The sequence below is a fragment of the Nocardiopsis chromatogenes YIM 90109 genome (assembly GCF_000341185.1).
In the GTDB taxonomy this organism is placed as follows: Bacteria; Actinomycetota; Actinomycetes; order Streptosporangiales; family Streptosporangiaceae; genus Nocardiopsis_A; species Nocardiopsis_A chromatogenes.
In genome coordinates, this window is record NZ_ANBH01000080.1 from 1 (window position 1) to 25,359 (window position 25,359).

Here is a 25,359-nt window from a genome sequence, read left to right on the forward strand (position 1 = left end):
GCGCCCCCCCCGGGGCGCCCGTGGGGTCGGGAAGGCGGGTTTCGGTCCCGCCGCTACCGGCCCGGTGCCCGCTTCGCCCGGTTCCCCGGCCACCGGGGCCCCTCCTGCGCCCTGTCCGACGGCCGGGGCGGAATCGCGGGCGGTGCGGGCGTGCGTTCATCGCGATAGGTGAACGGGTTTCGGTGCTTGGAGGGCCTTAAACGGCACACCGGGGCCGTTTGACGGGTCCGGTGTCACTGCGTGTAGTCGATATCGGCCCCGCGCGGGCCCCGGGAGCCCGGCGGAGGGGGTCGGGCGGCTGCGCGTCCGCCCGAGCGCCCCACCAGGACACCCCGTTCGGGCAAGAATAGGGCATTCCACTTGCAGAATCGGTTCTGGTGTCGCGGTGTTCGTCGCCCGGGGGCGTCCGTGGGGGTCGCTGGGCGCGCTTCCCGCCCCCGCCCGCACGTAACGCGGAGTATTCGACCAGGTCACAGCTTTGACGGGGTTCACTGCGCGGGCCCGGCGGCCGCCACGGGCACGGAAGAGCGCGAACCCCGGTACCGCGCCGCCTTCCCGGACCACGAGTAACCCGCCGGACGGCAGGCAGGATCGGGGACCCGCCCCGCTCCCTCCGTCGCCGCCCGTCACGGCGACCACGCACACGCCCGCCGCTCGACGACGCTGCCGGTTGGGCCGCCGACCTTCGTCGTCGCCGCCTTCCACCTCACAACCCGGCGGCCCGGCAGACGGCAGGGGCCCATAAGCGGGGCACCAGCTCCGCCGCCCCCACCCGGACCGCCAGGAACCCGGCGCCCGGCAAGCAGGACCCGGGACCCGCCCCGCTCTGGCCGTCGCTGCCCATCACGGTGACCACGCACACGCCGCGCGCCCGACAACGCTGCCGCAAGGCCCGCCGACCTGCCTCGTTGCCGCTACTTTTCCTTGCGCCATGGCGGCCCGCCGCCCGGTCGGGGTCCGTGAGCGGGGTGCCAGCCGTTCCCGTCGCCGTTCGTCACGGGTGACCATGTGCGCGCCCGGCGGGCGACGGGGTGGGCGTGTCCGGATGTGGCCACTCCTCTTGTGTGTGGTCGGTGCCCTGTTCCGTCGCCGCGGAGATGAACTGTTACCGCTGGTAGCGATGGCGGAGGTGGGTGTCCGGTCGGGCGGTGTCCGGCGGGCTCCGGTGTGCCGTTGGCGGGGGATGCGGCACTGAGGGAACGTGAAAGTCTTTCGTGAATCCGGCTGCCGTGCGTAATCTGCCGCCGACCCGATGCGTACCACGACCCGAGCCGACACCGGCACCGACCCCCCCTGTCGCCCCCTGCCGATCGAGGTACGACACATGCCCCATCACCCCCGACGCAGCCTCCCCGCCGCCGGGCTGGCCGTCGCCTGCGCGCTCGCCCTGGTCCCCGGCCCCCTCGGCGGCGCCGCACCGGCGGGCGCCCCGGGCGNGATCGAGGACCACTGCGGCGAGGGCGGCTGCAGCGACGTCCTGCCCCCGGGCCAGAACGGCAACGCCACCCTCATCGAGATCCTCGGCAACCAGGCCTTCGGCACCCGGCCCGCGCACTCCTCCGACCAGCTCGACCGGTACGACAACCTGCTGCACGACTACCAGGGCCTGGACGACTCCGGCCTGAGCGGCTACTTCATGGACGCCTCCTTCGGCGTCGACCCCGAGGACGTCGCGCGCGAGTACAGCCCCCGCGGCGACGTCACCATCCAGCGCGACGAGGACTTCGGTGTCCCGCACGTCTACGGCGAGACCCGCCAGGGCACCATGTTCGGCGCGGGCTACGCCGCCGCCGAGGACCGGCTGTTCCTCATGGACGTGCTGCGCAACCTGGGCCGCGGCGAGCTCACCCCCTTCGCCGGGGGCGCCGAGGGCAACCGCTCCTTCGAGCAGATGCTCTGGCGCACCGCCCCCTACACCGAAGAGGACAAGCAGGCCCAGATCGACCGGGTCGCCGCCTCCGGCGAGCGCGGCGCCCAGGCGCTGGCGGACGTGGAATCCTACGTCGAGGGCATCAACGCCTACATCGACCGCTCCCAGGACCGCCGCGACTACCCCGGCGAGTACGTGCTCACCGGCCACAAGGACGCCATCACCCAGGAAGGCGAGATCGAGCACTTCCGCCCCACCGACATCGTCGGCATCGCCTCGATGGTCGGTGCGCTGTTCGGCGGCGGGGGCGGCGGCGAGGTCCAGTCCGCCCTGATCCGCCTCTCCTTCCAGAACCGGTACGGCGAGGAGGAGGGCGACCGGCGCTGGCAGGCCTGGCGCATGGAGAACGACCCCGAGGCCGTGACCACCGTCGACGGCGAGTTCCCCTACACGCGCACGCCCGAGGACCCGGTCGGCCGCGCCATGCCCGACCCGGGGTCGGTCGAGCCCTACGACATCGTGCACGACGAGACCGGCTCCGCCGCGTCCGGCGAGGACGCCCCGCAGAGCGGTGCGGAGGCCGCCTCGTCCGCCAGCGCCGATGAGGGCGGCGGCACCGTCGAGGAGCTGCCGGAGGGCGACGCCGCCGAGCTGGAGGACAAGGCCGAGGAGGGCGACCTCGACGACGCGGCGGGCATCTTCAACGACGGCGTGCTCCCCGAGGACCTCGCCGAGCCGCGCGGCATGTCCAACGCGCTCATGGTCTCCGGCGAGCACACCGCCGACGGCAGCCCCATCGCCGTCATGGGCCCGCAGACCGGCTACTTCTCCCCGCAGCTGCTCATGGTGCAGGAGCTGCAGGGGCCCGGCATCAGCGCCCGCGGCGCCTCCTTCGCCGGGACCAGCTTCTACGTGCAGATGGGCCGCGGCGTCGACTACGCCTGGAGCGCCACCTCCGCCGGTCAGGACATCACCGACACCTTCGCGGTGGAGCTGTGCGAGACCGACGGCTCCGACCCGGACACCGGGTCGCGGGCCTACGTCGCCCGGGACGGCTCCTGCACCCCGTTCGAGGAGCTGACCGTGGAGAACGCCTGGGAGCCCACGGTCGCCGACCAGACGCCCGCCGGGTCCTACCGCCTGACATCGCTGCGCTCGGAGTTCGGCCTGGTGGAGTCGTTCGGCACGGTCGGCGGCGACCCGGTCGCCTTCACCGTCCGCCGCTCCACCTACATGCGGGAGGTCGACTCCATCATCGGCTTCCAGCGCCTCAACGACCCGGGGGAGGTTGCCTCGGCCGAGGACTTCCAGGAGGCCGCCGCCGACATCGGCTACGCCTTCAACTGGCACTACGCCGACGCCGGGCAGGTCGCCTTCCAGAACTCCGGCGCCAACCCGGTGCGCACCGAGGGCACCGACCCCAACCTGCCCATCGCCGCGGACTCGGCCGCCGGGTGGAAGGGCTGGGACCCCGCCCACAACGGTGCCGAGTACCACCCGCGCCAGGAGCACCCCAACTCGGTCGGCCAGGACTACTACGTCAACTGGAACAACAAGGCCGCGCGGGGCTACACCTCCGGCTGGGGCACCGGTTCGGTGCACCGCGGCGACCTGCTCGACGGGCGGGTGGCCTCCCTCATCGAGGAGGGGCACCCCTTCACCCGGGCCTCGCTGGTCCAGGTGATGATGGAGGCCGGCCACACCGACCTGCGCGGTGAGCAGGTGCTCCCGGAGATGCTGCGGGTGCTGGAGCGCGCCGACACCTCCGACCCGCAGGTCGCCGAGGCGGTCGAGGCGCTGGCGGCCTGGCGGGAGGCGGGCGCCCCGCGCCGCGAGCCCTCCCGGGACGCCGGGGCCTACGAGCACGCCGACGCGATCCGGATCATGGACGCCTGGTGGCCGCGCCTGGTGGAGGCCGAGTTCGAACCGGGCCTGGGCGGGGAGCTGTTCTCCGGGCTCACCGGGGCCGTGCAGGTTGACGAGACGCCCAACGGCGACGGCGAGCACAAGGGCTCGGCCTACCAGTACGGCTGGTGGTCCTACGTGGACAAGGACCTGCGCACCGTGCTCGGGGAGGACGTCGAGGGCGGCCTCGGCGGGGCCTACTGCGGGGACGGCGACGCCGACGCGTGCGCCCGGGTGCTCGCCGACACCCTGGCCGAGGCGGCGGCCCAGCCCGCCGACGAGGTCTACCCGGGCGGCGGGGGCTGCGACGCGGGCGACCAGGTGTGCGCCGACGCCCTCGTGCAGCAGCCCCTGGGCGGCATCAACATGTGGCCCATCGCCTGGCAGAACCGGCCGACCTACCAGATGGTGATGCAGTTCGACAGCGGGAGGGGCTGACCCTCCCGGCGGCCGCGGGGGCGGGAGGCCCGCCTCCGCGACCGCACGGTCCTCCGTCCGGACTCCGCAGGATCCTCCCTCCGAGCGGGCCGGGGCGGCCCCGGACCGCCCGGACGCGTCCGTGCACGGGGGCGGGGCTCCCCGGGGGCGAAAGGGCGCCGGGGCGGGTGGACCGGAGGGGCATGCGGCGAGGCCACAGGGCGCCGGTCCGGAAACCGTCTCAGCGGCGGGCATCGGATGGCCGAAAGTTGTGTGCTTCCCCACCATCGCGCGGGTAGTTTAGTGGTACCCGCTGGACGGGAGGCCGTTTATGCCGCTATGGGTCCTCTGGCTGATCGCCGCCGTCGCGCTCGGCATCGCCGAGGCCTTCACCCTGACCCTGTCCCTCGGCCTGCTGGCGGTCGCGGCGCTGGTCGCCGGTGTGGTGGGCGCCGTGGGCATGGGCGTGGTGGCCCAGGTGCTCGCCTTCATCCTCACGTCGGCCGCCGGGCTGCTGGTGATCCGCCCCATCGCCCGCCGCCACCTGAAACAGCCGCCGCTGCTGCCCTCCGGGACCGACGCCCTGGTGGGCCGCTCTGCCGTGGTCACCGAGCAGGTCACCGGCGACCACGGGCGGATCAAGCTGCTGGGCGAGGAGTGGTCCGCGCGCGCCCTCGACGAGGACCACGTCATCCCCGCGGGCGTGCACGTGGACGTGATGGAGATCGACGGGGCCACGGCCGTCGTCTACCCGCGCGAGGCCTTGCCGTGACCGGGGGAGCCCCACGCACCGACCCGCACGATCCGACTCGCAGGGCAGGTACATCATGGGAGCCGACATCCTCTTCATCGTCCTGGCGGCCATCGCGGTGCTGCTGGTGGTCTCCACGGTGCGGATCGTTCCACAGGCCCGCGCCTACAACATCGAGCGCTTCGGCCGCTACCAGCGCACCCTCCAGCCGGGGCTGAACTTCATCATCCCGATCGTGGACCGCGTCAACACCAAGTTCGACCTGCGCGAGCAGGTGTTCTCGTCCCGGCCGCAGCCGGTCATCACCGAGGACAACCTGGTCGTCAACATCGACACGGTGCTCTACTACCAGATCACCGAGCCCAAGGCGGCCGCCTACGAGGTCGCCAACTACCTGCAGGCCATCGACCAGCTCACCGTCACCACGCTGCGCAACGTGATCGGCGGGATGGACCTGGAGCGCACGCTGACCTCCCGGGAGGAGATCAACACCCGCCTGCGGGGCGTGCTGGACGAGGCCACCGGCAAGTGGGGCATCCGCGCCAACCGCGTGGAGATCAAGGCGATCGACCCGCCGCCCACCATCAAGGAGGCGATGGAGAAGCAGATGCGGGCCGAGCGCGACAAGCGGGCCGTGGTCCTGCACGCCGAGGGCGAGCGGCAGTCGCGCATCCTCACCGCCGAAGGCGCCCGCCAGCAGGCGATCCTGGAGGCCCAGGGCGACCAGCAGGCGCGCATCCTGCGCGCGGACGGCGAGGCGCAGGCGATCGAGCGCGTGTTCCAGGCGGTGCACCGCAACAACGCCGACCCCAAGCTGCTGGCCTACAAGTACCTGGAGACGCTGCCGTCGCTGGCCAACGGCGAGGGCAACACCTTCTGGGTGATCCCGGGCGAGCTGACGTCGGCGGTGCAGAACGTGTCCCGCGCCTTCTCCGGGCAGTCCGAGTCCGGGGCCGGCGGCGGCGAGCACGACGGCCGGGAGGGCACCGGCGAGCTGGAGGAGGGCGGCACCCCCGAGCTCACCTCGGCGGACGAGGGGGACCGGGCGTCCCGGGCGGCCGCCGACGATGCGGCGCAGAGCGCCGCCGAGGCGGTGGAGAACGCCCGCCGGGCGGCCGAGGCCGCGGCGGCCGGGGGCTCGGCGGACGACGACACGGGCGCCCCGAACACGGGTGTCCCTGAGCAGAGTGTGAGGGAGCGGTGACGGGGTGACGGGACAGGGCACCTAGGGCCGCTACTCGGCCGTTGTCGGCTCTCGGCCCTGCCCCTGCCGTGCGTCCCAGGTCGAGGGCGGAACGGCGGGGGCGGGGCCGTTCGGCCGTCATGGCTCCTGCAGCGGTGGAGTCTGCGTCCGACCAAGTCAGCGCGGTGGTGTTGTTGCGGCGTGGGGCGGGTCCCGGCCCGCCTGCGGAGCCCTGAGCCGTGCCCCGCCCGCGCCCCGTCCGTGGGCCACCGGACGCCGCACCGCACCGACGCCGTCGCGCATCGCTGAGGCGGGGGCATCCGGGAACGCGCCGCGCACCCGGGCGGAGCCCGCGGCGGCGGTCGACCGGACGGAAGGCCGCCGGGACGGGCGGTCACCCGCCCCGGCGCCGAAGGGGCGGGCCTGTCCGGGTCAGCTCTCTTCCGAGCCGTCCTTGTCCGGGTCCTCGGCCTCGGTCGCGTTGGCGGTCTTCAGCAGTTCGTAGTCGTCGAACCGGGCGACCGCGTCGCCGCCGCTGCCCCCGGAACGGGACAGCACCAGGCCGGTGCCCCGGCCCATGATCGGGTTGTCGTCGGCGGCCTCCACCGCGAACTCGCCGTTGACCCAGGCCCGGACCGTCACCGTGCCGTCCTCGGGCTCCTGCCCCTCCTCGACGGTGCGATCGCAGGTGATCTGCAGGGTGTTGGCCGCGCCGTCCGACGCGTCGTATCCGGGCACGTCGCCGACGCGCGCCAGGGTGCCCTGGCCCTCCTCGGAGCCGCCGTTGCGCCGGATGAGCAATTCCCTGCCGTCCTTGCGGAGCCGCACCTCGTACTGGCGGTAATCCTCCTCGTACCGGTTGTCGTCGGCGTCGTAGCCGAAGCAGTACATCCCCGCCTCGGAGTAGTCGGGCCCGGAGTCCCAGACCAGGTCGACGGAGGCGGCCATGTGCACCGGGTGCCAGTCGCCGATCTGGGCCGGGACCCGCACGGTCGGCTCGTCGTCGTCCTCGGTCGCGCGCAGGGCGAATGCCTGGTCGATGTGGCCGAAGGCGGAGTCGTCCTCGAACTCGTAGTCGTACCTGTCGGTCCAGTCCGTCTGGCCGCTGTCGAAGTCCTGCTGGTAGATGCCGTCGGCGTCGGCGGGGAACTGCGGGTCGCGGGTGAGGTAGACGGCGGCGCCGCCCGCGGCCAGCAGCACCAGCACGACACCCGCGGCGACCAGGCCGAGGACGGTCTTGGAGGGGCGCTTGCGCCCGCCCGGGGACGCCTGCCCGCCGGGCGGCGTTCCCGGCCCCGCCGGACCCGCGGGGCCGCCCGGGCCGCCTGCGCCGAACGGGGTGGGTCCGCCGTGCGGGGGCGAGGGTACGCCGGGACCGCCCGGACCCGTCGGACTCCCTGGGCCGCCCGGCGCGCCGGGACCGCCGGGGCCGCCGGGGCCGTACCCGTGCGGGGGAGGGCCCTGCGGGTGCTGCGGCCCGGAGGGGACGGCCCCCTGCGGGGCGCCGCCCGGCACGGGCGGCTGCGGGCCGGAGGGGTGCTGCGGTGCGTAGGGCATGGTCGGCGGGGCCGCCGCCATGGTGTCCTGCGGCGGCGCCGCCGCCTGCGTCGCCCCGGGCGGGGGCATCGCGGCGGTCGGCCGCCCGCCCGGCTCGGAAGCGGGGGTGTCGCCGTCCGCCGCACCGGCCGCCGATGCGGCCATGGCCTGCGTGGGCCGGGCGGTCGACGGCGGGGTCCAGGAGCGCACCACCGTCCGGTCGACCACCGCCTCGTCCGGGTCCTCCTGCCCGACCAGGCGGTTGAGGAGCTGCTGGGCCGTGGGGCGCTCGGCGGGGTCCTTGGACAGGGCGGCCGCGACCATGTCGCGCAGCGGCGGCTCCAGGTCGCCCAGCTCCGGCGCCATCGAGGTGATCTGGTGGAGCACCGCCGGGACACTGGGGGCGTCGAACGGGGCGCGGCCGGTCCCGGCGAAGGCCACCAGGCAGCCCCAGGAGAAGATGTCCGAGGCGGGGGTGATGTCCTGGCCCGCGATCAGCTCGGGGGCCAGGTAGGCCGGGGTGCCCATCAGCTGGCTGGACCGGGTGACGGCGCCGTCGTCCTCCATCGCCCGGGCGATGCCGAAGTCGATCACCTTGGGGCCCACCGACGACAGCAGCACGTTGGCCGGCTTGAGGTCGCGGTGGATCACCCCGGCGCCGTGGATGGCGGTGAGCGCGGCGGCCACGCCCATGGCCAGGCCGTCCAGGGTGCCTCCGGTCATCGGGCCCTCGGCGGCGACCGCCTCGGCCAGGTTGGGGCCCGGGACGTACTCGGAGACGATGAACAGCGGCTCGCCCTCCAGGCGCGCGTCCAGCACGCCCGCGGTGGAGAACCGGGCGACCCGGCGGGCCGACTCCACCTCCCGGGCGAACCGCCGCCGGAAGTCCTCGTCGTCGGTGAGGTCGGGGTGGATGAGCTTGACCGCGACCCGGCGGCCCTCCGGGGTGCGGGCCAAGTAGACGGTGCCCATGCCGCCGCGGCCCAGCCGGCCCAGGACCGTGTAGTCGCCGAGCTCGCGGGGGTCGCCGGTGCGGAGGGGTTTGGCGCTGTCGTGCCCGTTTGGCGTCACTGTGCTGAAGTTCCTTTGTGGGTCGCGATTCGCCGTCATAGCGTACCGAGCCCGTGCTCGCCCGGGTATCCGCGCGGTGCGCCCCGGCGCCCCGTCCGCGCCGCTATGATGGGAACACGCGTTCGACGCCTGTCCTTCCCCGCAGGCTCTCGTCGTGCTGCCGGTGCCGCGGCGTCGGCGCGAGAGGGGAGGAAGGCCGATGAGCCGTGTGTACGGCGCGCCGATCGAGGTGGTGGAGAGCGGGGGCCGTCCGGTCCGCTTCACCTGGAGCGGGCGGATCCACACCGTGCGGCGGGTGATCGACCACTGGGTGACGCTGCGCGCCGAATGGGCGGCCGAGGCAGAGGCAGGGGAGCACCTGCCCCAGCGGCGGCACTGGCGGGTCGAGGCCGGGTCGGACCGGTCGCTGGGCGTCTACGAGCTGCGGCACGACGTGGTGGGCGGCGGCTGGACGCTGGTGCGCGTCCTCGACTGACGCGGCTGATCGGGGGTACGTGCGTGCGCCGTCCTCCGGCGGCTCACCCCAGCACCATGTCGCGCAGGGCGCGCAGGGTGGGCTCGTCGCGCACCCCGGCGACCAGCAGCGTGGTGACCGGGGAGGCGCGCCAGGCCTCCAGCCGCTCGGCGATCCGGGGCAGTGGGCCCACCAGGCACAGGGCGTCGGCCAGCTCGTCGGGGACGGCGGTGACCGCCTCGCCGCGGCGGCCGGCGAGGAACAGCTCCTGCACCTTGCGGGCCGCGTCGCCGAAGCCGAGCCGGGTGAAGACGTCGAGGTGGAAGTTGCGGCGGGCGGCGCCCATGCCGCCGATGTAGAAGGCCAGCGGCGCCTTGGCCGTATAGAGCGCGGCGTCGGTGTCGACGCCGGGGACGACGGTGACGGTGCAGGCGATGTCGAAGCCGGGCGGGGCGGCCGCCAGCGCGTCCGCGTACAGGGCGGGGCTGCGCTCGGGGTGGAAGAACATGGGGACCCAGCCGTCCGCGGCCCCGGCGGCGAGCGCGACGTTGCGGGGGCCCTCGGCGCCCAGGTAGACGGGGATGCGCGGGCGCAGCGGGCGGGTGATCGGCTTGAGGGGCTTGCCGAGGCCGGTGCCGCCGGGCAGGGGCAGCGGGTAGTGCGGCCCGTCGGAGGTGACGGGGGCCTCGCGGCGCCAGACCTGCCGCATGATGTCGAGGTATTCGCGGGTGCGCTCCAGGGGGCGGGGGAAGGGGGCGCCGTACCAGCCCTCCACGACCTGCGGCCCTGAGACGCCGACGCCCAGGCGCAGCCGTCCGCCGGAGAGGTGGTCGAGGGTCAGGGCGTGCATGGCGGTCGCGGCGGGGGTGCGGGCGGAGAGCTGGGCGACGGCGGTCCCCAGGCCGATCCGGCGGGTGCGGGCGCCGTACCAGGTGAGCGGGGTGAAGGCGTCGGAGCCGTAGGCCTCGGCGGTCCAGACCGAGTCGTACCCGAGCTCCTCGGCGGCGAGGACGGTGGCGGTGGCGTCGTCCCCTTCGCGGCCCCAGTAGCCCAGGGCGAGCCCGATCGACATGTCGGTGGCCACGGCGCCTCCCAGGGGTCGGGCGGGACGAGTGGACAGCATGGTAGAACGCGTTTCAGTTGTCGGGGAAGGGCCGGACCGGTGCGCCGTGGTGCGGGGCGGCAGAATCCGCCACCGCCACCGCCATCGCCGAAGTCGGCCCAGAGCCCACGGTCCCGCTCGCGGTGCCCTTCCTGCGCCCGCCTCCCCGCCCGGTGGCGGCGCGGATCGCGGCCGGATGGTGGATGGGATGTGTGCCCCGTTCATTGGTCACAGGTCACCAGCGGCCGCTCGACCGGTGCCCCGGTCAGCCGGTCGTGCCGCATCGCGGCGCAGAGCGCGCGGATCGCCAGCACACCCCGGCGCCCATGTGCCTCAGGCGGTTCACCCGGCACGGCGCCCAAGTTGCCCCTCAAGCGTCCGGACCACCGCTCCGACCCCCTGGTGCGCCCAGCATCACACACCGACCATGGGGCCCTCGCCGTGTCCGCAGGCGATACAGGGGTTCCCATCAACGATCCAGGGCCGCGGCGCGCACGGCAAGGACGAGTACCGGTGCCACCGCCGCCACAGGAAGCGGGGTCAATACGTTCGCGGTCACGCCCGCGGAATTTCCGTCCGACCAGGCCAGTGCCATCGTCGCGGCGCAGGGGCGGCCCGGTCCCGCCCCGCGTCGGCGTCCTGACCGGCGTCCTGCCTGTAGGCGGGCCGCCTTCGGTCGCCCGCCTACGGCCGCCCGCCCATGGGGGCGCGACCGCCGAAGGTTCCACCACTCCAGATCCTGCTCGTCTGGGCATGTGCGCGAGGCGCCTTCGCTTCGTGGGCGACGGCCCGTGTCAGGCGCCTCCGCCGCCCCCGCCGCCGTCGATCCCGCCGAAGCCGCCTCCGAATCCTCCGCTGTCCGACCCGCCGAAGCCCGTGCCGAAGTCGCCCCCGCCGGTACCTGTGCCGACGGTCCCACCGTCACCGGGGTTCCCGCCCGTGTCACCGGCGCCGCTCCACATCCAGTACGCGTTCGCACCGTCCGACCGGGCCGGACCCGCCCTCCAGGCGTCGGCGCGCCGGGCGCCTTCGACCTCCTCGGCACGGACCCGCGTCGACAGCACCGCGAGTCCGGCCGCCAGGCCCACCAGGCCCGCGGCCGCCAGACCTGCCACCAGACCGGCCACCATGGCGACCGCCTCCCTACGCCGAATGCGCTGGACCCCTGCCGTCTCCCTGATTCGACCCCGTCGCCCCGGCTCTGGTTCGGCACCTGGCCGGAAACGGCCTGGAACGCGCCGTATGAGACTCTGTAGGGCGGTGCCGAGGCAGGAACGCCGGTGTGAGGCCGGGGCGGACCCGCCACTGTGACCGGGGAGCGGACCCGCGCGACAGAGCCACCGCCGACACGTGCGGCGGGAAGGCGGCGGGCGAGCGCCGATCCGGGAGCCAGGACACTGCGCGGCGCCGCGACCGACCCCTATGGGCGTGGACTCCCGAGGAAGGACTGACCCGCGTGAGCGCTACCGCTCGCTATCCCTTCAGTGCGGTCGTCGGCATGGACGACCTGAAACTTGCCCTGCTCGTCAACGCCGTCTCCCCGGCGGTCGGCGGGGTGCTGGTCCGTGGTGAGAAGGGCACCGCCAAGTCGACCGCCGTGCGGGCCCTGGCCGCGCTCCTGCCCGACCAGCGGGCGGTGGCAGGGTGCAGGTTCGGGTGCGACCCGGACGCGCCCGACCCGGAGTGCCCCGACGGCCCCCACCCCTCCGGCGCGGTCCCCGAGGACCGCCCGGCCCGGCTGGTCGAGCTGCCCGTGGGCGCCAGCGAGGACCGCCTCGTCGGCTCCCTCGACATCGAGCGGGCCCTCACCGAGGGCGTCACCGCCTTCGAGCCCGGCCTGCTCGCCGCCGCGCACCGCGGCGTGCTGTACGTCGACGAGGTGAACCTGCTCCACGACCACCTGGTCGACCTGATGCTGGACGCGGCCGCCATGGGCACCTGCCACGTCGAGCGCGAGGGGGTGTCGGTGCGGCACGCCGCCCGGTTCCTCCTGGTCGGCACCATGAACCCGGAGGAGGGGGAGCTGCGGCCCCAGCTCCTGGACCGGTTCGGCCTGACCGTGGAGGTCGCCGCCACCCGCGACCCGGCCGAGCGCGCCGAGGTGGTGCGGCGGCGGCTGGCCTTCGAGACCGACCCGGACGGGTTCGCGGCCGGGTTCCAGCGCGAGGAGGAGGAGCTGGCTGAGCAGATCCGGGCCGCGCGCAAGCGGCTGCCCGGCGTCGTGCTCACCGACGCGGCGCTGCGCCAGGTCACCGCGGTGTGCGCGGCCTTCGAGGTGGACGGGCTGCGCGCGGACATCGTCACCGCGCGCGCCGCCATGGCGCTGGCCGCCTGGCGCGACCGCACCGAGGTCACGGCCGACGACGTGCGCGACGCCGCCCGACTGTCGCTTCCGCACCGTCGGCGCAGGGACCCCTTCGACGCGCCGGGACTCGACGACGACACGCTCTCCGAGGCCCTGCAGGAGGCGGGTGACCAGGACCCAAAAGGCCCTGAGGACGACCCGGACGGCCCGGGGAGTCCCGACGGAGACGGCGGCGGTGGTGACGGTGATGGCGGCGGCGATGGCGGCGGGCAGGCCCCGGAGCCCGAAGCCGATACCGGGGAGCCCTCCCAGGAGGACGACGGCGGCCACGAGGGCGGACCCGAAGAGCCCGCCCAGGAGCCCGACGCCCCCGCCGAGCCCTCGCCGGGGCGGCCCGACGACCGCTCCTCCGAGGACGGCGAGACCGAGAGGAAGGCGTCCGGTTCCGGCGGCGAGCAGGCATCCGAGGCGGGCGAGACCTTCCGGCCGCGCCTGTTCAGCGTGAGGGGGATCGGCGCGGGGGCGCCCGGTCGGCGCTCGCGCGCGGAGACCCCCTTCGGCCGGGCCTCCGGCTCGCGCACGCCCGGTGAGGGGAGCGGGGGCATGGGACCGCTGCACCTGACCGCGACCCTGCGCGCGGCCGCCCCGCACCAGCGGGTCCGCGGGCGCACCGGGCCGGGCCTGGTGCTGCACCGCGGCGACCTGCGCGAGGCCGTGCGCGAGGGCCGCGAGGGCAATTTGGTCCTGTTCTGCGTGGACGCCAGCGGGTCGATGGCGGCGCGGCAGCGGATGCGGGCGGTCAAGGGGGCGGTGCTGAGCCTGCTCCTGGACGCCTACCAGCGCCGCGACAAGGTGGGGCTGGTGACCTTCCGCGGACGCGAGGGGCGGGTGGAGCTGCCGCCCACCTCGTCGGTCGAGGCCGGGGCGCGGCGGCTGCGTGAGCTGCGCACCGGGGGCCGCACCCCGCTGGCGGCGGGGCTGCTGCGGGCGGCCGATGTGCTGCGGGTGGAGCGGCTGCGCGACGCCCGCCGNGTGCTGGTCACCGACGGGCGCGCCACGCACGGCGGCCTCGACCAGGCGCTGCGGGCGGCGGCGTGGATCGGCGCGCAGGACGTTCAGACGGTGGTCGTGGACTGCGAATCGGGTCCGGTGCGGCTGGGGCTGGCCGAGCGGTTGGCGGCCCAGGCCGGGGGAGAGGCGGTCCGCTTGGAGGAGCTGGGCGCCGAGGCGCTGACGGGGCTGGTGCGCGGTACCCGCGGCCGCGCCGCTTGAGGGACGCCCCACCGGGGATCGGAACACGAGCAGAAAGCAGGAATGACGCATGCCTCAGGGCAAACCCGAACACGTTCCCGACGACGGCCTGACCACCCGCCAGCGGCGGCACCGGCCCTTGGTGGCGGTGCACACCGGCCCGGGCAAGGGCAAGTCGACGGCGGCCTTCGGGCTGGCGACCCGCGCCTGGGCGCAGGGGTGGGACATCGGCGTGTTCCAGTTCGTGAAGTCGGCCAAGTGGCGCATCGGCGAGGAGACGGCGCTGCGGGTCCTGGGCGAGTCCGGCGAGGGCGGCTCGGTGACCTGGAACAAGATGGGCGAGGGGTGGTCGTGGATCCAGCGCCCGGGCACCGAGCAGGACCACGCGGCCGACGCCGCCGAGGGGTGGGCGCAGATCAAGCGCGACCTGGCGGCCGAGACGTACCGGCTGTACGTGCTGGACGAGTTCACCTACCCGATGAAGTGGGGGTGGGTGGACGTGGAGGACGTCTTGGAGACCCTGCGCACCCGCCCGGGGACCCAGCACGTGGTGATCACCGGCAGGGACGCCGACCAGCGGTTGCTGGACGAGGCGGACCTGGTCACGGAGATGACCAAGGTGAAGCACCCCATGGACAACGGCCAGAAGGGCCAGCGCGGCATCGAGTGGTGAGCGTCGGCTGAGGGCCGCCCCGCTCCGGGAGGCGCCCTTCGCGGCACCCCGGGGCGGGGTGGCGGCACAGGTGGCGGCACAGGTGGCGGCACAGGTGGTGCCCCGCTTACGGGCACCGGCCGTCCGGCGGGTCGGCGGGGTGTGGGGTGGATGGCGGCGACGACGAAGGCGGGTGGCCCTCCCCGTAGCGCTGTCGGCTACCCGGCGTGTGCGTGGTCGCCGTTGATGGCGGCGACGGAGTGAGCAGGGCGGTTCCCCGGCCCTGCCTGCCGTCCGGCAGGCCCCAGACGGTCCGGGTGTACGGCGGCACAGCAGGTATCCCGCTCACCGGCCCCGGCCGGGTGGCGGGCGGCGCATTCCAGGCATACCGGGCACGTCGGTAGTGGGTGGCGATTCTGCGTGGTGAATCCACCACCGGTTTTGTGGTGGTTTCACCACGCAGGATGACCCTAGGGCGGTCCGGGAGGGCGGCGTGGCCCCGAGGTTCGCGCTCTTCCGCGCCCGGGGCGGCCCCCGGGCCCGCACCACCACCCCCTGCAGGCCCGTGACCTGGGCGAACACTCCGCGTTACGTGCGAGGGGGCCGGGATGCGCGCCCTTCGACGTCCGCGGAGGCCCCCGGGCGACGATCACGACGATTCCAGAACAGGTTCTGGAAACGGAATGCCTGGTTCATGCCCGTCCGGGGCACTCCGGTCGGACGCAGGGGGCGGGCGCGCGGCCGCCCGCGCACCCCGCAGGGTGCCGGCGGCCCTGCACCGGGCCGATAGCGGCTACACGCGGTGACACCGCGCCCGACAAACGGGCCCGGTGTGCCATTTGAGGGCCCTTAGGGGCCGGATCGGGTTCGCGGGTCGCGATGAACGCATGCCCGCACCGCCCGTGGGGCCGCCCCGGGCGTCGAACAGCACGCGGGAGGGGTCCCGGCGGCAGGGAAACCGGGCTAAGCGGACACCGGGCCGGTAGCGGCGCAGCCGGAACCCCCCTTCCGGGCCCCGTACCAGCCCGGCGGCCGCCACGAACGCGCCCGACCACCCGCACACCCCCGCCGCGCCGCCCACCCGGACCGAGAGGAACCCGCCGCCCGACGATGTTGCAGGAAGGGTCGCCGACCTCCGTCGTCGCCGCCTTGCCCCCACACTCCGGCGGCCCTGCGGACGGCAAGCAGCCCGGAGCGGGGCACCTGCTCTGCCGTCGTTGCCGATCCCTGTGACTGCCCGCACGCCCGGCGGCCGAGAGTGCTGCTCCAGCGTCCTCTTGCGTCGCTCGCGGCTCTCAGAACGCCAGGTCGGAGGGGATCAGGCTGTACACCGCCAAGCCCGTCCGGCCCTCGTGCAAGGGCATGGCGTTGCGTTCGATGCCCTCGAACTCGAAGCCCGCCTTCTCCGCGACCCGCCTCGACGCCAGGTTGCCGGTGGCCGCCTTCAGCTCCACGCGCTCGAAGCCCAGCTCGACGATGGCCCACCTCGTCACCGCGACCACCGCCTCGGTCGCGAGCCCCCGGCCGCGCGCCCAGGGGGCGAACCAGTACCCGACCTCGGTGGTACGGGCCTTCCAGAGTGTGCGCAGCAGGCCGACCGCCCCCGCGAACCTGCCGGTCACCGAGTCGCACGCCGCCCACTGCTGGCCGTCGCCCGACGCCCGTAGGCCCGGGGCGGTGACGGTGCACCACTTCTCCGCCTCCTCGCGGGTGTAGGGGCGGCCCGGCTCCGGCATCGGCAGCCACTTCTGCGTGGACGGCGCGGACGCCGCCTCCAGGACCCCGTCCGTGTCGGCCTCGGTGAAGGCGCGCAGGACCAGGTGGTCCGTCTCCAAGACCACCATGGGCATCCGCTGGGTCGTGCCGCCGCCGCTCACCGGCGCCCCCTTTCGTCGGCGCCGCCGTGCTCGCCGTACCCGCCGTGTGCGCGCACCGCGCCCAGGAAGCGGGCGGCGATCCGCGGAGCACCGGCCCAGTGCAGGTGGAGGTAGGACGCGCACATCATCGCACCGCCGAACCCCTCCGGGCCATCGGCGCTCCACTGCCAGGCCGGATCCGGACCGTGGGCGGGTTCGACCGCGGTCCGGTGGAACTCGTGCCCGCGCACCCGGGTGCCCGCGGCGGCCAGCACCGAGTCGCCCACCGCCACCGCCTCCCGGTAGCCCAGGGTCAGCCGCCCGGTCATCCGCGCCTTGGCGGGCAGCACCCCGCACATGGGCGCCCCGTCCAGGCTCTCGGCCAGGTACAGCAGCCCCGCGCACTCGGCCGCCAGCGGCCCTCCGGCGGCGGCGAAGGCGGCCACCCGCCCGCGCAGCGGCGCGTTGGCCGACAGCCGCTCGGCGTGCATCTCGGGGAAGCCGCCGCCGATGACGAGGCCCACGGCCCCCTCCGGCAGCGCCTCGTCGTGCAGCGGGTCCAGGGTGCGCACCTCGGCGCCCGCCGCCTGCAGCAGCTCGGTGTTCTCGGTGTAGGCGAAGGTGAACGCCTCACCGCCCGCCACCGCCACCACCGGCGCGCGCCCGGCTCTCGCCGCAGCCCCGCCGGTTTCGGCCGCGGGGGCCGCCTCCAGCGCCGCCATCTCCTCCTCCGGGCTCCACGCCGGGCCGTCGAGCGGCGCGGCCGTGCGGGCGAGCGCGGCCACGGCGTCCAAGTCGCAGGAGTCGGCCACCAGCCGCCCCAGCGCCCGCACCGCCTCGTGGGCCTCGTCGGCCCGCTCGGCCGCCGGGATCAGCCCCAGGTGCCGCGCGGGCGTCTCCACCGCCTCGTGCCGCCGAAGCGCCCCGAGCACCGGGACCCCGGCGTCCTCCATGGCCTCCCGCAGCAGCTCCTCGTGCCGGTCCGACCCGACCCGGTTGAGGATGACCCCGCCGATGCGCACCCGCGTGTCGTAGGTGCAGAACCCGTGCACCAGCGCCGCCACCGACCTCGACGCCCGCGCGGCGTCCACCACGAGCACCACCGGGGCGCCCAGAAGTGCGGCCACGTGCGCGGTGGAGGCGGCGTCGCCGGGACCGGGGTGGTTCCGGGGCCGCGACGCCCCGTCGAACAGCCCCATCACCCCCTCCACCACGGCGATGTCGGCTCCCTGGGCCCCGTGCAGGAACAGCGGCGCCACCCGGTCCTCCCCGCACAGCACCGGGTCGAGGTTGCGCGGCGGCCGCCCCGTCGCCAGCGCGTGGTACCCGGGGTCGATGTAGTCCGGCCCCACCTTGTGCCCGGAGACCCGGTCCCCCCTGGCGGCGAACGCCGCCATCAATCCCGTGGCCACCGTGGTCTTCCCGCTCCCCGACGCGGGGGCCGCGACCACCACACGCGGTACCGCCACCCGGCGCCTCCCTCCTGCTCGCTCCGGCCTCCTGGACGCCGCCCGGCGCCCGGCCCGGCGGCGACCGCCAAGCGTACGCGCAGGGCGGCCGACGGCGTGCGGGGGCCGCACCGATACGCTGTCCTGCGGTCCGGCCCGCCCAGGGCGCGGCCGGACGGGCACGAGCGGGCGGCGGCGCACGCCGGACCCCCGCAGGACACGCCGGAGAACGCCGGAATACGCGACAAGGCGGTGGAATGGGAGCGAGCAGGACGCTCGTCGGGGTCGGGGTCGGACCCGGCGACCCCGAGCAGGTGACGGTCAAGGCGGTGCGGCGCATGCGCGAGGCCGACGTCGTCCTGGTGCCGGTGATGGCGCCGGAGGAGCCCGGCCGGGCCGAGGCGACGGTGCGCGCGCACGTGGCCGAGGACCGGATCGAGCGGGTGGTGTTCGCCCTCAACGACCGCGGCGGCCGCAGCGAGCGCCGGGTGCGCGCCTGGGACGAGGCCGCCCGCACCGTGCTCGCGCACTTCGAGCGCGGCGCCGCCACGGTCGCCTTCGCCACCATCGGCGACCCGAACATCTACTCCACCTTCACCTACCTGGCGCAGACGGTGCGCGAGGGCGACCCGGGGGCGCGCATCGAGACGCTGCCGGGCATCACCGCCATGCAGGACCTGGCCGCGCGGTCGGGGCGGGTGCTGGTGGAGGGCACCGAGCCGCTCACCCTGATGCCGGTCGTCGGCGGGGTGGACCGGCTGCGGGAGGCCCTGGACGGGGAGGCCACGGTGGTGGCCTACAAGTTCGGCCGGTTCGCCGCCGACACCGTCGAGGCGCTGCGCGGTTCGGGGCGCGACGGCGACGCCGTGTACGGTTCCCGGCTGGGACTGCCCGACGAGGAGGTGGCGCCGGTCGGCGACCTCGGGGACGGGGCGCGCGAGCTGCCGTACCTGTCGACCCTGATCGCCCCGGCGCGGCGCAACGGACGCGGAGGCAAGCTGTGATGGAGGACCCGGCGCGCACCGCCGGAACGGGCATGGACACCGGCGGCGCCGATGGCGCCGCGCGGGCGCGCGGCAAGGTCACCTTCGTGGGGGCCGGGCCGGGCGCCGCCGACCTGCTGACGATCCGCGCGGCCCGGGCCATCGCCGAGGCCGACATCGTCATCTGGGCCGCCAGCCTGGTGCACGAGGACGTGCTGGAGCACGCCCGTGAGGACGCGGAGGTCGTCGACTCGGCCAAGGTGCCCATGGAGGGCGTCATGCCCTACTACGAGCGGGCGGCCGACGAGGGGCTGCGGGTCGCCCGCATCCACTCCGGCGACCCGTCGCTGTGGGGCGCGGTCCAGGAGCAGTTCGACCAGTGCGAGCGCATGGGGCTGGACACCGAGATCATCCCGGGGGTGCCCGCGTTCGCGGCCGTCGCCGCCATCGCCGGGCGCGAGCTGACCATCCCCGAGGTCGCCCAGTCGGTGGTCCTCACCCGCCTGGGCGGGGGCAAGACCCCCATGCCCGAGGGGGAGGAGGTGCGCGAGTTCGCCCGGCACGGCACCACCATGGCGCTGTTCCTGTCGGCGGCGCGCTCCGGGCAGCTCCAGGCCGAACTGCTGGAGGGCGGCTACCCCGAGGACACCCCGTGTGTGGTGGCCTACCAGGCGACCTGGCCGGACGAGCTGGTCGTGCGCTGCACGCTGGGCGAGCTGGAGGCCACCGTCAAGGAGCACCGGCTGTGGAAGCACACGCTGGTGCTGGTCGGCCCCGCGCTGACCGCGGGCGGCACCCGTTCGCACCTGTACCACCCGGGCCACTTCCACGGGTACCGGCGCGCCGACCGCGAGGCCCGCCGCGCGCTGCGCGCGTCGCGGGCCGAGGCGTGACCGGCGGGGCGGTCCGCGGGATGGGCGACAGCGCGCAGGGGCGGCCGCACGCCGGCGGTTCCGTGTCCGGCCCCGGAGGAGGACGCCCATGAGCGGCGGCCGAGGAGAGCGGGGCGGCGGGCCCGCGGACGACCGGGGCGCCTCCGGCGCCGAGCCGGATCCGGCCGCCTCGGCCCCCGCCCCCACCGTGTCCACCCCCGAACTGCGCGAGCCCGACCTGCCGCGGACAGCGAAGGTCCGGCAGAAGGCGCTGCGCACCGGGTGGACCACCGGGGCGTGCGCCTCGGCCGCCGCGAAGGCCGCCGCGCAGGCGCTGGCCACCGGGCGGCCGGTCGAGGTCGTGGAGATCGGGCTGCCGTCGGGCCGCCGGGTCACCTTCGCCACCGAGCGCTGTGAGCTGCTGTCGGCCGACCGCGCCGAGGCGGTCGTCGTCAAGGACGCCGGGGACGACCCGGACGTGACGCACGGGGCGCACGTCACCGCGACGGTGACCCGTGGGCCCGGCAGCGGGCTGCACCTGGACGGCGGCGTCGGCGTGGGCGTGGTCACCCGCCCCGGCCTGGGGCTGGACCCGGGCGAGGCCGCGATCAACCCGGTGCCCCGGCAGATGATCGGCGAGGCGGTGCGCGAGGCCGCCGACGCCGACGGCCAGGCCCTGACCGTGGTGATCAGCGTGCCCGACGGCGAGCGGATGGCGCGCAAGACGACCAACGCCAAGCTGGGCATCATCGGCGGCATCTCGATCCTGGGCACGACGGGCATCGTGCGGCCGTTCTCCACCGCGTCCTGGCGGGCGAGCGTGGAGCAGGCGGTGTCGGTGATGGCGGCGCAGGGCGAGGACACCCTGGTGCTGTGCACCGGCGGGCGCACCGAGAAGGGCGCCATGGCGCTGCTGCCGCACCTGCCCGAGGTGTGCTTCGTGGAGGTCGGCGACTTCACCGGGGCCGCGCTGCGCCGGGCGGTGGAGTACGGCCTGTCGAAGGTGGTGTTCGTGGGCATGGCGGGCAAGCTGACCAAGCTCGCCGCCGGGGTCCTGATGACGCACTACACCCGGTCCAAGGTGTCGACGGAGCTGCTGGGCGACATCACCCGCGAGGTCGGCGGGGGAGAGGAGCTGGCCGCCCGGGTGGACGAGGCCAACACCGGCCGCCACGCCTACGAGCTGTGGGAGGAGGCCGGGCTGCTGCGCGCCGCCGGTGACGTGCTGTGCGGCCGGGTGGCCGACGTGCTGGCCCGCTTCGCGGAGGGCGCCGTGGAGGCCGAGGTGGCGATGGTGGACTTCACCGGCAAGCGGGTGATGGCCGCCTGCCCGCCGGACCTGGGGGAGCGGTGAGCGGGGCGGGGCAGGTATGCCGCGGCTGCGCGTTCCGCTGCGGTGAGGCCGACCGGCGGCTTCCCGGTGTGTCGGGCGGCCTGCTGTGTTCCCCGGCGGATTCCCCGGTGGACGGCCGACGGGTGGTGTCGGCGGGGGCCTGTGTCGCCGCCCCTGCTGGACCCGTGGCGACGGGGTCCGCGAGTGGTGCGGAGACGGTGCGGTGGGTGCCGGGTCCGGGTGGGTTCCGGCGTCCGGGGGGTCGGGCGGGGGTTCCGTCGTGCCCCGATGCTCTCCGTGGTCTCCGGCGGGCGCGTCCGCGTATGGCGGCCGAGTCCGCCGACCGCGACGCGCACCAGGCCATCGCGCTGATGGGCCTCGGGCGTTCCATGGGTATCCGCCCTGTGGTGCGGCCGCTGTCCGGTCACTGGGCCACAGCAGGGCCGTCGCTGCAGGCGGCATGCGCGGCGCGTGCACCGGTCGGCGACCGGGCCGGGCGGACGGTGACCCATCAGCCGGTCCGCACAGCACACCGGAAGTGCTCCGGTCCGCCCGTGAGCGGCCAGGGTGATGATGCCCGCGGAGGCTCCGGCGCCCGTGACCGCCGTCGGCGTGCGGCCGAAAGCCGACCGCCGACGGGCGGGACGCCTGTCCTGGCGCCGGAACCGGTCCGGGCGCGACCCGGAGCGGCGATGGGCGCGCTGAACCGGACGGTCGAAGACTCCGGGGACGTGACCGGGGTGGGCGCCTCATGACGGACACCGCCGCCCGCCGGGTCACCGTCGTCGGGATGGACGGGCGCCGTCTGTCCGACGCGGCCCGGCACTCCCTCGGCGAATGCCGGATCGTCGCCGGGGCCGCGCGCCACCTCGACGCCGTCGCCGATCTCGTCGCCCCCGGCGCCGAACTCCTCCCCCTCGGCGGGCTCGCCCCGGCGCTCGACCGGATCGCCGCCGCCACCGCGCCCGCCGCGGTCCTCGCCTCCGGGGACCCCGGGTTCTTCGGGATCGTCCGCGCCCTGCGCGAGCGCGGCCTGGACCCGGACGTCCACCCGGCCGTGTCCTCCGTCGCCGCCGCATTCGCCCGCGCCGGGCTGCCCTGGGACGACGCCGTCGTGCTCTCCGCCCACGGCCGTGCCGAGTCGGGCCGATCGGCCCGCCGCGCCCTCGCCGCCGCGCTCGCCCACCCCAAGGCCGCCGTGCTCACCGCCCCCGGGACGGCGGGCCCCGAGGCCTTCGTCGGCCCCCTGCTCCGGGCCGGGCGGACCGTCTACGTCGCCCAGCGCCTCGCCGCCCCTGACGAGTCCGTCGTCGAGGCGGGACCGGCCGACGCCGACCGCACCGACTGGGCGCACCCCAACGTGGTGCTGGCCGTCGACCCCGGGCGGGCGGTCGCCCCTGCGATGGCCTGGATGCCCGGCCACCAGGGCGCCCCCGACGGGTGGGCGCTGCCCGAGGACGCCTTCGAGCACCGCGCCTCCATGGTCACCAAGCCCGAGGTGCGCGCCTTCGCCCTGGCCCGCCTCGCGCCCCGCCCCGGCACCGTGGTGTGGGACGTGGGCGCGTGCAGCGGGTCGGTCGCCGTCGAGTGCGCCCGATTCGGCGCGCACGCGGTCGCCTTCGAGCAGAACGCCGAGGACTGCGCGCGCATCCGCGCCAACGCCCTGGCCCACGGGGTGCACGTGGACGTGCGCGAAGGGCGCCTTCCCGAGGCCTTCCCGGAGGCACCCGGTGCTACGGGACCGGGCGGCGCGCTCGCCCCCGACGCCGTCTTCCTCGGCGGCGGAGACGACCGGGTCGCGGCCGAGGCCCTGCGCCGCTTCCGCCCGGAGCGCGTGGTGGCGGCGCTCGCCTCGGTCGACCGGGTCGCCACAGTGCACGCCCAGCTCACCGGCGCCGGATACCGCGTCGAAGGCACCCAGCTCCAGGCCTCGCGCCTGGCCCCGCTGCCCAACGGGTCGCTGCGGCTGGCCGCCGCCAACCCGGTGACGCTGCTGTGCGGCACCGCCGCCCCCGACGACCCCTGACCCCGCCGGGCCCGCCCGGCCGCCCCGCCCCTCCCTCCCGCTACCCCGACCCCCTCCGGAAAGGTGGACATGAGCGACATCGGCGTCATCGCCGTCACCGCGCGCGGCCGGTCGGCCGCCGAACGCCTCGCGCAGGCCTGGCCCGACCAGGTGCGCATCGTCGAGGCCGACCGCCCCGCCGACGCCCTGCGCACCGCGTTCGCCGAGTGCGGCTCGGTGGTGAGCATGCTCGCCGTCGGGGCGACGGTGCGGGTCCTGGCCCCGCTGCTCGGCGGAAAGACCACCGACCCGGCGGTGGTCTGCGTGGACGAGGGCCTGGAGCACGCGGTCGCCGTCCTCGGCGGCCACTACGGCGCCAACGCCCTGGCGAGCCGGGTGTCGTCGGTGCTGGGCACCCGCCCGGTCGTGACCACCGCCAGCGACGCGGTGTCGGCGACCCCGCTCGACTCCTACGGCGCCGACCTGGGGCTGCGGATCGAGGACCGGGGCCCACTGGCCTCCATCGGGGCCGCCGTGCTCTCCGGCGACCCGGTGCGCCTGGAGGGCGCCGAGGGCCTGCCGCTGCCGCCGCTCCCGGAGAACGTGTCCGCCGAGGTGCCGTCGTCGCAGGCGGTGGCGCTGGTCCGGGTCACCGACCGGACCGAGTTGTGCGAGTTGTGCGCCTCCTACGGGCTGCCCACGCTCACCTACCGGCCGCCGTCCCTGGTGGTGGGGGTCGGCTCGGCGCGCGGGGTCTCCGCCGAGGAGGTCGGCGACCTGATCGACCGGACCCTGGCCGAGCACCGGCTGTCCCCGGCGTCGGTGCGGGCGGTGGCCACCGTCGACCTGAAGGCCGACGAGGAGGGCATCCTGCGCGCCGCCCGCGAGCGCGGCTGGGAGGTGGTCACCTACCCCGCCGACGAGCTGGCCGCTGTGGAGGTGCCCAACCCGAGCGAGACCGTGCGGGCCGAGGTCGGCACGCCCAGCGTGGCCGAGGCGTCGGCGCTGCACGCGGCGGGGCTGGCCGGGAAGGCCCCGGAGCTGGTGGCGCCGAAGGCCAAGACGGCCAACGCCACGGTGGCGGTGGCCCGGGTGGCGTTCCGGGGGCGGTTGGCCGTGGTCGGGCTCGGCCCGGGGGCGCGCGACCTGATGGCGCCCCGCGTCGCCGCCGAGCTGCGCCGGGCGTCCGTAGTCGTCGGGCTCGACCAGTACCTCGACCAGGTGCCGGACCTGCTGCGGCCGGGCACCCGCGTGATCTCCAGCGGCCTGGGGCAGGAGGAGGAGCGCGCCCGCACGGCGGTGCGGGAGGCGCAGGCGGGGGCGGCGGTCGCGCTGATCGGGTCGGGCGACGCGGGGGTGTACGCGATGGCGAGCCCCGCGCTGGACTTCGCCGGTGACGACATCGAGGTGGCCGGGGTCCCGGGGATCACGGCCGCGGTGGCGGCGTCGAACCTGCTCGGGGCGCCGCTGGGGCACGACCACGCCTACATCTCCCTGTCGAACCTGCACACCCCGTGGGAGGCGATCGAGCGCCGGGTGCGGGCCGCCGCCGAGGGCGACTTCAGCGTGTGCTTCTACAACCCGAGGTCGAAGAAGCGGGACTGGCAGCTGCCCAAGGCCCTGGAGATCCTGGCCGAGCACCGGCCGGAGGACACGCCGGTCGGGTACGTGCATAACGCGACCCGGGAATCCGAGCGGACGGTGCTGACGACGCTGCGCGCCATGCTCGACGGGGAGGTCGAGCAGGTGGACATGTTCACAGTGGTACTCGTGGGCAGCTCGGCGTCGAGAAACGTGGCGGGCCGCTTCGTCACCCCGCGCGGCTACACATGGAAGGCGGGCCAGGGGGAGGGGCAGGCCGCGAAGGAGTAGGTGCGCGGCGGGCCGCCGGGCCCCGCTCGCGGGCCTTGGCCGGTCGGCGGGCCTCCGGAGTTCAAGGGAACGGCAGCAACGACGAAGGTTCGCGTCCCTTCCGGTAGGGCTGTCCAGTGGCGGGCGTGTGCGCGGTAGCCGTGATCGGCGGCGACGGGACCAGCTGGTGCCCCGCTCACCGGCCCCGGCCGGGCGGCGGGTCGCCGGGGTGTGGGGGGAGAGGGCGGCGACGGGGTGAGCGGGGCGGTTCCCCGGCCCTGCCTGCCGGGCGGTGGGTTCCTCGCGGTTCAGGCGGGCGGAGGCTCGGCTGGTACCCCGCTCACGGGCTCCGGGCTGGCGGCGGGTCGCCGGGGCGCGAGGAAGGGCAGCGGCGACGAAGCAGGTCGGCGGCCCCACCCGCAGCGTTGTCGGCCGTCGGGCGTGCGGATGGTTGCTGTTGTTGGCGGCGACGGCCAGAGCCGGGCGGTTCCCTGTTCCTGCTTGCCGTCCGGCG

The 25,359-nt window shown here is 75.5% G+C and carries 16 protein-coding genes and 1 riboswitch; of the genes, 11 read left to right on the forward strand and 5 right to left on the reverse strand.

Annotation, left to right across the window (positions count from 1 at the left end; genetic code table 11):
• Window positions 1-1,324 precede the first annotated feature (1,324 nt).
• From D476_RS0108205 to D476_RS0108215, 3 genes are all read left to right on the forward strand, one after another.
• Window positions 1,325-4,213 carry a penicillin acylase family protein gene (locus tag D476_RS0108205; protein ID WP_017623464.1) on the forward strand — a complete coding sequence of 963 codons (2,889 nt, stop codon included), beginning with the start codon at window positions 1,325-1,327 and terminating at the stop codon, window positions 4,211-4,213.
• A gap of 310 nt (window positions 4,214-4,523) precedes the next feature.
• Window positions 4,524-4,964, forward strand: a complete 441-nt coding sequence (locus tag D476_RS0108210; RefSeq protein WP_017623465.1) for an NfeD family protein — start codon at window positions 4,524-4,526, stop codon at window positions 4,962-4,964.
• 55 nt (window positions 4,965-5,019) lie between these two features.
• On the forward strand, window positions 5,020-6,147 hold the full coding sequence (locus tag D476_RS0108215) for an SPFH domain-containing protein (RefSeq protein ID WP_017623466.1): 1,128 nt from the start codon (window positions 5,020-5,022) through the stop codon (window positions 6,145-6,147).
• 411 nt (window positions 6,148-6,558) lie between these two features.
• Here the strand turns inward: D476_RS0108215 and D476_RS0108220 are convergent, their stop codons facing one another.
• Window positions 6,559-8,733, reverse strand: a complete 2,175-nt coding sequence (locus D476_RS0108220) for a serine/threonine-protein kinase (protein WP_017623467.1) — start codon at window positions 8,731-8,733, stop codon at window positions 6,559-6,561.
• Between the two features lie 199 nt (window positions 8,734-8,932).
• Between D476_RS0108220 and D476_RS0108225 the strand changes: the two genes are divergently transcribed.
• On the forward strand, window positions 8,933-9,208 hold the full coding sequence (locus D476_RS0108225; protein WP_017623468.1) for a DUF6504 family protein: 276 nt from the start codon (window positions 8,933-8,935) through the stop codon (window positions 9,206-9,208).
• Window positions 9,209-9,251: 43 nt separating this feature from the next.
• Here D476_RS0108225 and D476_RS0108230 read toward each other — a convergent pair whose 3' ends face one another.
• Both D476_RS0108230 and D476_RS37880 read right to left on the reverse strand, forming a co-directional pair.
• Window positions 9,252-10,271, reverse strand: coding sequence for an LLM class F420-dependent oxidoreductase (locus tag D476_RS0108230; protein WP_017623469.1), 1,020 nt, complete (start codon window positions 10,269-10,271; stop codon window positions 9,252-9,254).
• An 812-nt stretch (window positions 10,272-11,083) separates the two neighbouring features.
• The gene (locus D476_RS37880) at window positions 11,084-11,419 is read right to left on the reverse strand and encodes a hypothetical protein (protein ID WP_026123345.1); all 336 of its coding nucleotides are present in this window, start codon (window positions 11,417-11,419) and stop codon (window positions 11,084-11,086) included.
• A 105-nt stretch (window positions 11,420-11,524) separates the two neighbouring features.
• Window positions 11,525-11,689: riboswitch (cobalamin riboswitch) on the forward strand.
• 56 nt (window positions 11,690-11,745) lie between these two features.
• On the opposite strand from D476_RS37880, the gene D476_RS0108240 reads away from it, so the two are divergent.
• Entirely contained in the window at window positions 11,746-13,866 is a 2,121-nt protein-coding gene (locus D476_RS0108240) for a putative cobaltochelatase (protein WP_026123346.1), read from the forward strand.
• Window positions 13,867-13,915: 49 nt separating this feature from the next.
• Window positions 13,916-14,518, forward strand: a complete 603-nt coding sequence (cobO, locus tag D476_RS0108245) for a cob(I)yrinic acid a,c-diamide adenosyltransferase (protein ID WP_017623471.1) — start codon at window positions 13,916-13,918, stop codon at window positions 14,516-14,518.
• 1,274 nt (window positions 14,519-15,792) lie between these two features.
• Here the strand turns inward: cobO and D476_RS0108250 are convergent.
• Together D476_RS0108250 and D476_RS0108255 are read right to left on the reverse strand one after the other, a co-directional pair.
• Window positions 15,793-16,347 carry a GNAT family N-acetyltransferase gene (locus D476_RS0108250; protein WP_040725655.1) on the reverse strand — a complete coding sequence of 185 codons (555 nt, stop codon included), beginning with the start codon at window positions 16,345-16,347 and terminating at the stop codon, window positions 15,793-15,795.
• A gap of 23 nt (window positions 16,348-16,370) precedes the next feature.
• Window positions 16,371-17,807, reverse strand: a complete 1,437-nt coding sequence (locus D476_RS0108255) for a cobyrinate a,c-diamide synthase (protein ID WP_017623473.1) — start codon at window positions 17,805-17,807, stop codon at window positions 16,371-16,373.
• Between the two features lie 251 nt (window positions 17,808-18,058).
• Here D476_RS0108255 and cobI point away from each other — a divergent pair, with 251 nt between their 5' ends.
• The 5 genes from cobI to cobJ all read left to right on the forward strand — a co-directional run bounded on the left by cobI (window position 18,059) and on the right by cobJ (window position 24,866).
• Window positions 18,059-18,805: a precorrin-2 C(20)-methyltransferase gene (gene cobI, locus D476_RS0108260; protein ID WP_017623474.1), complete on the forward strand. Its 747-nt coding sequence runs from the start codon at window positions 18,059-18,061 to the stop codon at window positions 18,803-18,805.
• On the forward strand, window positions 18,805-19,677 hold the full coding sequence (gene cobM, locus D476_RS0108265; protein ID WP_017623475.1) for a precorrin-4 C(11)-methyltransferase: 873 nt from the start codon (window positions 18,805-18,807) through the stop codon (window positions 19,675-19,677). The genes cobI and cobM overlap by 1 nt, the downstream gene beginning before the upstream one ends.
• Before the next feature lie 88 nt (window positions 19,678-19,765).
• A complete protein-coding gene (locus D476_RS0108270; RefSeq protein WP_017623476.1) occupies window positions 19,766-21,010 on the forward strand; it encodes a cobalt-precorrin-5B (C(1))-methyltransferase in 1,245 nt (414 codons plus the stop codon).
• 730 nt (window positions 21,011-21,740) lie between these two features.
• Entirely contained in the window at window positions 21,741-23,015 is a 1,275-nt protein-coding gene (gene cbiE, locus D476_RS0108275) for a precorrin-6y C5,15-methyltransferase (decarboxylating) subunit CbiE (protein ID WP_017623477.1), read from the forward strand.
• A gap of 69 nt (window positions 23,016-23,084) precedes the next feature.
• Window positions 23,085-24,866: a precorrin-3B C(17)-methyltransferase gene (gene cobJ / locus D476_RS0108280; RefSeq protein ID WP_017623478.1), complete on the forward strand. Its 1,782-nt coding sequence runs from the start codon at window positions 23,085-23,087 to the stop codon at window positions 24,864-24,866.
• The last annotated feature ends 493 nt before the right edge of the window (window positions 24,867-25,359 follow it).

Coding starts and splice junctions, on each gene's coding strand:
- D476_RS0108210 (WP_017623465.1), top strand. CDS start 4,524: ATGCCGCTATGGGTCCTCTGGCTGATCGCCGCCGTCGCGCTCGGCATC.
- D476_RS0108215 (WP_017623466.1), top strand. CDS start 5,020: ATGGGAGCCGACATCCTCTTCATCGTCCTGGCGGCCATCGCGGTGCTG.
- D476_RS0108225 (WP_017623468.1), top strand. CDS start 8,933: ATGAGCCGTGTGTACGGCGCGCCGATCGAGGTGGTGGAGAGCGGGGGC.
- D476_RS37880 (WP_026123345.1), bottom strand. CDS start 11,419: ATGGTGGCCGGTCTGGTGGCAGGTCTGGCGGCCGCGGGCCTGGTGGGC.
- cobO (WP_017623471.1), top strand. CDS start 13,916: ATGCCTCAGGGCAAACCCGAACACGTTCCCGACGACGGCCTGACCACC.
- D476_RS0108250 (WP_040725655.1), bottom strand. CDS start 16,347: ATGCCCATGGTGGTCTTGGAGACGGACCACCTGGTCCTGCGCGCCTTC.
- cobI (WP_017623474.1), top strand. CDS start 18,059: ATGGGAGCGAGCAGGACGCTCGTCGGGGTCGGGGTCGGACCCGGCGAC.
- cobM (WP_017623475.1), top strand. CDS start 18,805: ATGGAGGACCCGGCGCGCACCGCCGGAACGGGCATGGACACCGGCGGC.
- D476_RS0108270 (WP_017623476.1), top strand. CDS start 19,766: ATGAGCGGCGGCCGAGGAGAGCGGGGCGGCGGGCCCGCGGACGACCGG.
- cbiE (WP_017623477.1), top strand. CDS start 21,741: ATGACGGACACCGCCGCCCGCCGGGTCACCGTCGTCGGGATGGACGGG.
- cobJ (WP_017623478.1), top strand. CDS start 23,085: ATGAGCGACATCGGCGTCATCGCCGTCACCGCGCGCGGCCGGTCGGCC.